10 protein-coding genes are annotated in these 9,965 nt (G+C 57.8%); 2 read left to right on the top strand and 8 right to left on the bottom strand.

Features of this window, described 5'->3' with window-relative positions; all coding sequences use genetic code 11:
• Positions 1 to 20: 20 nt before the first annotated feature.
• The 5 genes from BJP07_RS01035 to BJP07_RS01055 form a co-directional block, all read right to left on the bottom strand.
• Positions 21 to 1,688, bottom strand: a complete 1,668-nt coding sequence (locus BJP07_RS01035) for a phospho-sugar mutase (RefSeq protein ID WP_071565646.1) — start codon at positions 1,686 to 1,688, stop codon at positions 21 to 23.
• Between the two features lie 2 nt (positions 1,689 to 1,690).
• On the bottom strand, positions 1,691 to 2,341 hold the full coding sequence (gene deoC / locus BJP07_RS01040; protein ID WP_071565647.1) for a deoxyribose-phosphate aldolase: 651 nt from the start codon (positions 2,339 to 2,341) through the stop codon (positions 1,691 to 1,693).
• A gap of 36 nt (positions 2,342 to 2,377) precedes the next feature.
• Positions 2,378 to 3,742 carry an MFS transporter gene (locus BJP07_RS01045; protein ID WP_071565648.1) on the bottom strand — a complete coding sequence of 455 codons (1,365 nt, stop codon included), beginning with the start codon at positions 3,740 to 3,742 and terminating at the stop codon, positions 2,378 to 2,380.
• A gap of 36 nt (positions 3,743 to 3,778) precedes the next feature.
• Positions 3,779 to 4,498: a purine-nucleoside phosphorylase gene (deoD, locus tag BJP07_RS01050; protein WP_071565649.1), complete on the bottom strand. Its 720-nt coding sequence runs from the start codon at positions 4,496 to 4,498 to the stop codon at positions 3,779 to 3,781.
• A 138-nt stretch (positions 4,499 to 4,636) separates the two neighbouring features.
• Entirely contained in the window at positions 4,637 to 5,581 is a 945-nt protein-coding gene (locus BJP07_RS01055; RefSeq protein WP_071565650.1) for a sugar-binding transcriptional regulator, read from the bottom strand.
• A gap of 81 nt (positions 5,582 to 5,662) precedes the next feature.
• Between BJP07_RS01055 and BJP07_RS11125 the strand changes: the two genes are divergently transcribed.
• Both BJP07_RS11125 and BJP07_RS01060 read left to right on the top strand, forming a co-directional pair.
• Complete coding sequence (locus tag BJP07_RS11125) at positions 5,663 to 5,839, top strand: hypothetical protein (protein ID WP_177222492.1); 177 nt, start codon at positions 5,663 to 5,665, stop codon at positions 5,837 to 5,839.
• 65 nt (positions 5,840 to 5,904) lie between these two features.
• Complete coding sequence (locus BJP07_RS01060) at positions 5,905 to 6,225, top strand: helix-turn-helix domain-containing protein (RefSeq protein WP_071565651.1); 321 nt, start codon at positions 5,905 to 5,907, stop codon at positions 6,223 to 6,225.
• 287 nt (positions 6,226 to 6,512) lie between these two features.
• Here BJP07_RS01060 and BJP07_RS01065 read toward each other — a convergent pair whose 3' ends face one another.
• The 3 genes from BJP07_RS01065 to BJP07_RS01075 form a co-directional block, all read right to left on the bottom strand.
• On the bottom strand, positions 6,513 to 6,929 hold the full coding sequence (locus tag BJP07_RS01065; RefSeq protein WP_071565652.1) for a hypothetical protein: 417 nt from the start codon (positions 6,927 to 6,929) through the stop codon (positions 6,513 to 6,515).
• A 525-nt stretch (positions 6,930 to 7,454) separates the two neighbouring features.
• Entirely contained in the window at positions 7,455 to 7,955 is a 501-nt protein-coding gene (locus tag BJP07_RS11365) for a hypothetical protein (RefSeq protein WP_071565653.1), read from the bottom strand.
• A gap of 17 nt (positions 7,956 to 7,972) precedes the next feature.
• Entirely contained in the window at positions 7,973 to 9,658 is a 1,686-nt protein-coding gene (locus BJP07_RS01075; protein WP_083583979.1) for an LGFP repeat-containing protein, read from the bottom strand.
• Between the last annotated feature and the right edge of the window lie 307 nt (positions 9,659 to 9,965).

Here is a 9,965-nt window from a genome sequence, read left to right on the forward strand (position 1 = left end):
CCTTGGATAGTATAGCGCAGTTAGATTCCACACAGCGCGCGGGTGGCGTCGCTGATGGTGGCCAGGCGGGCGTCGGCGGCGGCCCAGTCAGGTTCTTTACCCGTTTCTACTGGCAGGACGACCTCGAGGTAGCACTTCAGCTTCGGTTCGGTGCCGCTCGGGCGGATGACTACGCGGTCGTCGTCCGCGGTGCGGATCAGGATGCCGTTGGTGCCTGGGGTGGCGCCGTAGCCGTTAGACAGGTCGACGTACTCGACAACCTCAGAGCCAGCCAGCTCGGTCGGGGTGTGCGCGCGGAGGCGCTCCATGGCTTCGCTGATGAGGGAGAGGTCTTCGACGCGGAAGGTCAGCGGCTGGGTGCGGTATAGGCCGTACTTGTTAGCCAGGGCGTCGAACTGCTCGAGCACGCTCATGTTGCGCGCCTTGAGCTGCGCCACGATCGAGCCGACGATCACCGCGGCGGACATGCCGTCCTTGTCGCGAGCGTGCGCCGGGTCGACGCAGTAGCCGATGGCTTCCTCGTAGCCGAACACGAGCTGCGGGGTGCGTCCGATCCACTTGAACCCGGTGAGCGTGGTCGCGTGGTCGAGCCCGTGAGCTGCTGCGATCTTGCTCAGTAGCCTGCCCGAAACAATTGAGCACGCCGTCGCTCCGCCCTGCGCGCGTGACGCCATGTATTCGCCGATCAGTGCGCCGGTCTCGTCGCCGGAGAGCTTCACCCAGCCGTTGCCCAGCGGGGTGCCTGCGCTTGGGGTGGTGCGCGCCGGGACTGCGACTGCGCAGCGGTCGGCGTCGGGGTCGAGGGCGATGATGACGTCCGCGTTGACCTCGTTCGCTTTCTCGACGGCGAGGTCGAGGGCACCATCCTCTTCAGGGTTGGGGAAGGCGACGGTGGGGAAGTCTGGGTCCGGCTTCCATTGCTTCTCGACGCCCACTACGTCCCCAAAACCGGCAGCCTCCAGGGTGGTGCGTGCCAGTTCGCCACCGACCCCGTGCATTGGCGTGAGCACGACCGTGATCGGTGGGGTGCCGTCGAGGTCGCTGAGTGCGCTGGTGGCGGCGATGTAGTCCTCGCGGGTGTCTACCTGCTCGATGTTCGTGTCCAGCGGGAGCTCTGTCGCGCCGGGCGCGGCGGCGATGCAGGCGGCGATTTCGGCGTCGGCAGGTGAGATGATCTGGCAGCCAGCAGCGTTGTCTGCGTCGACGACGCGCCCGCCGAGGTACACCTTGTAACCGTTGTCCCACTTCGGGTTGTGGGAGGCAGTGACCATGATGCCGGCGTCGGCGTTGAGCGAGCGCACGCTGAAAGAAGTCAGTGGGGTCGGCTGGGCCAGCGGCAACAGCATGGCGTGCCCGCCAGCGCCGGCGACGACCTCGGCTGCTGCCTGCGCGAACTTTGCGGAGCCGTGGCGGGCGTCGCACCCGATGACCACGCGCGGGGTGTCCACCTGCTGGCTGAGCCAGTCCATGAGGCCGGCGGTGGCACGCATGACTACGGCCTGGTTCATGCGGGACTCGCCGAAGCCGATCTCGCCGCGCAGCCCGGCGGTGCCGAACTGGAGCGGGCCTGCGAAGGCCTTCGCTAGTTCGGCCTCGTCGTCAAGAACGGCGCTTAAGGCCTCGCGGGTGGCGGGGTCAGGGTCGTGCGAGATCCAAGCCTCGGCCTGTGCACGAAGATCAGTAGCCATTGTTAGTTCCACCCCTCCAGCACCGCCGCGGAGCTGGACAGGCCCAGGCGGGACGCGCCAGCCTCAATCATTTCCTTCGCGGTAGCGGCGTCGCGGATGCCGCCGGAAGCCTTCACGCCGAGCTTGTCGCCGACGGTTTCACGCATCAGTTTCACGGCATGCGCGGAGGCGCCACCGGCTGGGTGGAAGCCTGTCGAGGTTTTCACGTAGTCGGCGCCGGCTTCCATGGAAGCCTTACACGCTGCGACGATCTCTTCGTCGGTGAGGACTGCGGACTCGATGATGACCTTGAGCAGCTTGTCGCCGCAGGCCTTCTTTACGGCAGCGATGTCGTCGCGTACAACGTCCCACTTGCCTTCCTTTGCGGCACCCAGGTCGATGACCATATCGACCTCGTCGGCGCCGTTTGCAACACTGTGGGCGGCGTCGGCTGCCTTGGCCGCGGTCGGGACAGCGCCGGATGGGAATCCGCACACCACCGCGACCTTCAGGTCAGCTGGGGTCTCGATCGGCAGCATGGATGGGGAGACGCAGACGGAGAACGTGCCGAGGTGCGAAGCTTCGTCGATAAGCTTGGCGACGTCCTCGTGGGTGGCCTCCGGCTTGAGCAGCGTGTGGTCGATCATCTGGGCGACATTGTGGCGAGTAAGCATGTTGAAAAACTCCTTGATGTGTAGAGAACGTGCAGGTTACGCCGGTTGCTTCATGCGAGCGGTGAGCGCCGCATAGAGCGCGGTGCCGGCGACTGCGATGATGGCCAGGATGAGCATGACGGTGGGGTAGCTGCCCGAATTTTGTGGCAGGAAGCCTGGCACCCCAAGGCCGAGATCCACCAGCTTCGCGCTGTACGCGATGCCGAGCGGGACGGCGACGTTGATTGTGAGGTTGTAGAACCCGATAGCGATACCCGACTTCGCCGCGGGGATGTTGCCGATTGCCGTTGCGACAAGTGGCGCGTACAGCAGGGCGAACCCGCAAGCGAAGAGGAGGGAGGAGAGCATGAAGACCCACGGGCTGGCTTCCATCCCGACTGCGAGGACAAGCAACGCGACGGTGATGGAGGCGAGTGCGGTGAAGATCGCGGGGCGCGTCGGCAAGAATTTGCCGATCTTGCCAGAGAGCGCACCGACGATGACGGCGCCGGTGTAGCCCGGGATGAGCAGCAGGGAGGCGTCGTCAGCGCTGAGCCCGTGGACAGCCTTCGCCATCGCGGGGAAGAGCACCAGGTAGCCGAGCTGCACCGAGTAGACAATCGCGACCAAGATGATGGCGGTGACGTACGCGCGGTTCTGGAAGAACTCCGGGTTGACCAGCGGACGCTTGCCCTTCTTTACGTGGGCGATGAACGCGACCAGCGCGAGTACCAGCGGGATGAGCCACAGCACCTGGAAGGCCTGCATGAACATGATGGCGCTCGTCGCAAGCACGGCGATCAGAAACAGGCCCAGCCAATCGACGTGGCCCGACTCCAGGGAGGCCTCTTCCGGGACCGTCTTCATGATGACTGGGACGGCGAAGACCAAGATGAGCGGGATGAGGAACATCGCGGTCCACGAGATGTGGGTGGCGATGTACCCGGACGTTAGCGCACCGAAGAGTGTTGCACCCTGGAACGCGGAGGTAGAAAAGCCCAGGTAGGTCTTCTGGTCCTTCTCGCTGAGGTGCTTGGTCACGTAGATGACGTAGAGCGTCTCCGCCGCGGCAAGGCCCGTGGTCTGCACCACACGGCCGACCAGGACCAGCCCCCACACGTTCTGGCCGAGGTAACCAATGACCGAGCCGACCAGCGTCAGCGTGATACCGACCATCAGCAGCTTGCGGATGCTCACCACGTCAGCCAGCGCCGCGTACACCACCGCGCCGATGCCGATGATCACGCCAGCAAGCGAGGCCTGCAAGCTGACCTCGTTGAGGGACAAGTTCAGAGCCTCACCCATCGAGTCGGTCATGAACTTGAAACCGTTATCGATGATCAGCGAGAACACGAAGGTAAACAGGATGATCGGCACGGCCCGCTTCGGGTTGAGCGCCTTTTGAACTGTTTGAGATGTCATGGTGAGTTCCTTCAAACGTGTGGGACGGGTTGTGGGTTAGACGGCGGCCAGCGGAAGCGCCAGCTCCATCATCTGGGTAAACGCGTTCTGGCGCTGCTCGGCGGTGGCCTTCTCGCCGGAGCCGATGACATCCGACACGGTGAAGATGCCCATCGCGTCAACGCCTGCCTCGGCGGCGACGGCGTAGAGGCCAGCGGATTCCATCTCGACGCCGAGCACGCCCATCTTCGCCCAGCGGTCGTTGACGTCATCCTTGAAGTTGTAGAAGACGTCGGAGGACAAGATGTTGCCCACGTGGATGTCGACGCCCTGCTTCTGCGATTCCTTGTAGGTTGCTTCGAGGAGCTTCCAGGATGCGGTTGGGGCGTAGGTGCCAGGCAGGTCGTACTGCTCGAGGAAGTGCGAGTCCGTGGATGCGGAGGAGGCGACGATGATGTCGAAGAGCTTCATGTCTGGCTGGAAGCATGCGCAGGAGCCGACGCGGATGAGCTTCTTTGCGCCGAAGAAGTGAATGAGCTCGTAGGCGTAGAGGCTGATGGACGGGATGCCCATGCCTGAGCCCATCACGGAAACCTCGTGGCCTTGGTAGGTGCCGGTGTAGCCGAGCATGTTGCGCACGGCGTTGAATTGGACTGGGTTTTCCAGGTAGGTCTCTGCGATGAATTTCGCGCGCAGTGGGTCGCCCGGCATGAGGACAGTTTCGGCGATAGGTCCGGTTGGGACGATGTGCGGTGTGGAGACGGTCGGGGTGGACATGTGCAACTCCTTTTGTAGTAGCTGGTTGACCTTTCAGAGTCCACTTTAAAACCAGCCGGAACATATGGCAATAGTAAATTTTGCAAATGTTCCAGAAGGGGGTGTAATTCACCCCGGATGGGGGAGAAGGGGCGTCAATTAGCGGGTCTTCGCGATTTCCAGTACCCGAACCGCCGTCGGCTGATCGATCACTAGATCACTCGCCAGCCCCATCCACAGCGCCGTCTCAATCGCCTCAGCCTTGTACAACCCCCCAGCTACTAGCACGCGACGGGGCCTCGTGCGCAGCTCGTCGAGCTCGATGCCCACCGTCAGCTCATCAATTCTTTTCGACGCCACCTCCCCCTCCCGCGTGTAGAACCGCGAACAGGCATCACCCACCGCAACGCCGAGCAGCTCCCGCGACATCTCCTCGGAGAGGTACCCCAGGTTCATCAACAGGCTCTGCTTTCTCACCGAGCCCACCGTGAACACCACCACGTCCGCCTCCCGCCCCTGTTGCAGCACGTCGGCGATATGAGAATCCTGCTCCACGATCTCCTTGGTCTCCACCCGTTCGAAGATGACAGGCAACGGGAGCGTCAACGCGGGCGCGTTCAACGCGGTGCAGAAACCGGTGATCGTCTCAAAGTCGTTCGTCGCCAGGTTGGAGCGCGACGACCCACCCTTCAACTGCACAACCTGGCGTGCCCGCATGTTCGTCGGCCGCAGATTCCGCGCAATGTTTAGCAGCGTCTTCCCCCAGGACACACCCACCGAAAGGCCATCCAGCGGCATCGACTCCAAATAGCGTGCGCCCGCAACCCCGAGATCCTCCACGACCTCAGAAGACGTGTTCGCCGGGTGCACAATCCGCACGCCATCCAGCGCGTACCGGGAGGTGAGATCCTCTATCAGAATCTCGTCCGCCTCTTGCGGGTCATGCACCTCAATGGTGACGTAGCCACGGTCCTTCGCGTGCTGCAAAAGCTTCGCCACCGTCGGGCGGGAGAACCCCATCTTTGCGGCGACCTCCGCCTGACTCAATCCCGAGCGGTAGTACAACTTGGCAGCCGTCAGCGCATCCCGATCACGTGTGTCCATGAACTACAGCGTAGCGCCTTGGGGTGTTGCCCTCGGCAGTGTGACAGTATCTTGGTTAGGCCCACAAGCGAAGGGAAAACTATGAGCAACGACGAAGTGACGATGCCGCGCAAAGAATACGAGGCGCTGAAACGCGAAATCGCCCGACTGCGCAAAGAGGTCAAGCTGTGGAAAGACACCAGTGATGTCCTGGGAAAAGCTATGGGGTCTCTGCCAAACAGGAATGGCGAGGCCTCCGACGCGGCGGAAAAATCCTAAGCCCCGAAGAAACGAGGCGATACGAGGAGGGCGTCCGCCAAGAAAACGAATTCTTAGATCTGCTCATGAGCGTTGGCCATTCTATGAGCAGCGCCTGCAGAATTTTGAGGATCTCGCGCTCGAGACGCTACTACCAGACCAACCCGAGGCCCAAGAAGGAAAACCCGATCCCGCACCACGAACGAAATATCAAACGTACTCCGGATTCAGATGTACAACAAATACTCGATCTTTTCGACGCCCACCCTGACCTGAGTGCGGACGCCATCTACCAGAAGGCGCAAGAGAGCGGGCTGCAGCTCGCGAGCTTGCGGACGTTCTACCGCATTGCACGCGAGCACGGGAAGCTACAGTGGCAGCGCCGTGCGGCCGAATCGGACTCGTAAATCCGCAGTGGCGTTCTTTCGTGACGGGCCCTCTGCGTTGGTTGTCCGCGCGGCGGACACTTTTTGCTGGCGGGTTTTCTGGAGCTGCTGGTGAGAGGGGCTGCCGCGGACAGGGTGCGGTCAGGGTGTCCGCGGGGCGGACAACGAAATGAGGTTGACTGTTCGCGGGGCGAAAAAGCATGCCCTCCGCGTAGGCAGCGACGTAGTCCCTCAGTGGTTTAACCTGGGAAAAGGGTTAGACTAAAAATAAATGCGGTGAGGCACAAGAGGCGATTAACCGTGATCTGTTAGCGGATATAAATCCCCCCGCTTATCTTCCGGTCCGCTTTCATTCTTCTCAATTCTGCAAAATTCTGAGGATCGTTGGCCCTAGTTCCCCCGAGCCACACTATTTTCTCCCCTGATGCGTAGCTCAAATGCTCGGCAAGTGAGTTGCCGGCTAGTTGATCTGCCCAGCCTTTTACAGCGGTATCTTCCTCCGAAGAGACACCCCCAGTACTTGGAATTAGGGGCATTTCCATACCAAGATAGGCAAGCCCTCCCGCAGACCTCACTGAGAATACACAGTAGGCGAACTGGGGCGTTCTCCACGCTGCTTTAAGTTCGACAGCCCCGGTGGAAATTGAGTTTTCTTCAGCGAAGTATCTCTTTAAAAGAGAATTCATATATCCGCCGAAAGCTGACGGGCTCCACTCGGTCTTCATATTCTGCGCTCCTCGTTTCAATGTGTGACAAAATTTCGGACCCCTGCACCACTTCGCCGTGCTTTACCTCCAAGAGCTTTCTTGTGGTTCATTTCTGAGATTGAGCTCAGATCCTTGTTGGATGAGACCGGCGAGGCTAACAAAAACCGATTAATTAACCTCATCCAATCTAAAGCTTGGCAAAATTAATGAGTATTGCGTACCTTGACCGTGAGTCTGGATGAATTTCGACACCTCTGCTTTTGTAGGGAACTGTCACTGTTACCCGATTTGCGTATGTGGGCTGGGAACCAGATCCGTGTGCAACATGAAATGCGGGTGGATCTTGTGTCATTGGTCAGCCGCCATCAGGGCTAGAAAGTCGAGCTCGCTACTTCCGCGGCGGCACCAGCTGGTGGTTAGTTTGTGCCATTGGTTCATTTCGCCCACTCGATGAAAATCACTAGCATAAACAAAAGTGACCTTAACCAACTGCTCTAGTTAAGGTCACTTTTCTCGCATCACTATTTTACGATTTATTTACGCTCAAACCGTAAACGGACGTCCGTAGTCAATGCACTCATTACTCTTTTCCTGAAACGGAGCTAAAAGGTAGCGGCTTTTCCATGGGCACGGAACTCTCCACAGATAGTAATCATTACCTACATATCCGTCTTCCCGTAGCACTCCTTCTGTCTCAGGGCGGGGGCGTACAACTCCATTAAACTTTTCGGGGATAAGGGCTCTACGACCTACTGGATCCGTCCACTGGAAATCATGTTCCCAACCTTCGTCAAAATCGCACCCATCGAAATAAACTAATACCTCACTCGGCGAGCTGAGAGAATGGGGAGGGTTCTCTATCGGAATTTCCTCGTACCAAATGTCATGGTCTACTTTTTTGCCTTCATCAATCCACTCGAGAATCTCTTGCTCATCAAAACTGGCACCTGCAAGAACCTGGATTGCACTACCCTGGATTGCACTACCATGCGAGTCTAGAAGGAAGCGTTTGACGTAGGCGAGATAAATATTAGATATTTGCATTAACCGAGCCCCATCTTTTAAAGGTTGCCAGGAATCTTACATTTAACGCGAGCCGGATTACTATAAGCCCTCGCATAATAGGTTCCCGTTGAGGTAACAATTGTTCCTTCAGTTACCCCGATAAATGAGGTTTCGACGTCTCCAATGCAATCTTGTTCCACTTCACGCGAGGTGTACCTATGTGGAAGATTCTTTCTTTTATCGAATTTATAATACGGTTTATTATCTGTACCACCCCTTAAATCAGGTGCTTTTTTCCACCCTGCATAGTACTTGTAGCGCAATGTATTAACGTGCGTCACGCTCAGTACCTTTTCTGTACACTCCGTATGTGGCTTGAACCCCACGGCTTCAAAATTTGAACTTTTCCGAGGATGCGGATTATCCAACGACAGCTCACAAGGGCCATAGCGCTTTCCCGCTGCTTGAAGGCTTATCGCGTCTTCCAAGGGGAGCTCTTCCAATCCAGCTTCGACACGGTCAAAAAACTCTGCTGCTAGAGCAGGACTAGGAAATTCCAAATAAGGAGTAACGCCCATTAGAGAACCCCCTGGTAGGCCCTCCCGTTTAATAGACTTTAGTGTTCCTCCCTCAAAATTCTGAGAAACAAAATCCTCTTCTTCTTTCGGATCTCCTGTGGGGAATCCGTAAGAGCTTTTCTCATATCCTGCTGCAGACCAATCAAGAAGCACCGGATCCATAACCGGATGTGCTCCGTGCTGTGGTGTCCAGTAGATCATGCCGCCTTCGAATACGTTGTAGCGACCAATCCCGTCAGGGGTGGTCAGCTCATCGCTGATGGGGTAGCCCAGTTCGCTGTGTTGAGCGCCCATGGATTGCCATTTGTCGTAGATTGCGCCTTGGATGCTGGCCTGAGTTGCCGGCAATGCGTTGTGGGTGTAGACGTGTCCGCCTTGGAAGTCTTGTCGAAACCACTGGTTTCCTAAGTCCATATCGCTGGTGGTGGGATAGCCAAGGAAGCCCCGTTCCCAACCGTGGCGTGCCCAGACTTTTGCTGCTGGGAGACTGACTGTATGTGCTCCTGTTTTGGGGTGCCAGTAGATGAATCCATTGGCAAACTCAGAGCGTTTTCCTATTCCGTCAGGATTGGTCAGTTCGTGAGATTTTGGCAGAAGAAGGAAGCTGGTTGGTCCGCCTACCTGGTCGTATTTTTCTTTTATTAAACCGCATACTTCAAAGGGGGCGGGCCAGTAGACTGCGCACCCTGGCCGAGCGTTCAGTGTTGGAGTATCAGGGTCGGCAAGGTGTGCTTCTCGTTTTTCTGCGTTGTCGGCCTCGCTCTTGTCGATACCAGCGGGAATTTCTTCTCGGTCGGAGCGCATTTGACCGGGAATGATTTCACTGTTGGGGTTTGTGGTTGGATGCCACTCTTCCAGGCCTTGTGGGTTGAGCTCGTCATCTGTGGCTTGATTGACTTCATATCCCTCTGCTCCTGGAGGGGTTGGAATGCCCCAGTGGGCAAAGGGGCCATCTATTTCTTGTGGTGAAGTCGTGTTGTGGGGAGCGGAAGGGGAAGAGGGGTTTTCGGTAGTCGGAGTTTTGGATGTGTGAATTTTTGATTGTTGATCACTGTAGATCGACGATCCAGGAAACGGTGATTGTGCGGTTGCGGTGTCGTGTACCGCACTGATTAATAAGGTTGTTGAAACAAAAGCAAATAGTTTGCGTGAGCGGGCTTTCATTATGCTCCTTTAGGGGAGGGGGATAGGGAGTTGTTCTATTCGGGCAGTATATCGCCTGGTGGCAGACTACGCTGGTGAACTGAAAAAATTCTTCGTTTCAACCACGTGGGGTGACAGTAGTCATGAAGATGATGAGGCTCGGTTGTTCTTTGCTAGCCTGTGCATTTACTGTGCTAGGGGTGTTATGTCCATAGGGTTTTTGGACAGGGAGTCCGATGGCTTCTTGGACACGGGATCCATGGTGTTCTTGGGCACTTCTAGCGGCTTACGGTCGTAGCCTGCGTTTCGGCCGGGGTTTGGATAGTTT

It is taken from the genome of Corynebacterium sp. NML130628 (assembly GCF_001875665.1).
Lineage (GTDB): Bacteria > Actinomycetota > Actinomycetes > Mycobacteriales > Mycobacteriaceae > Corynebacterium.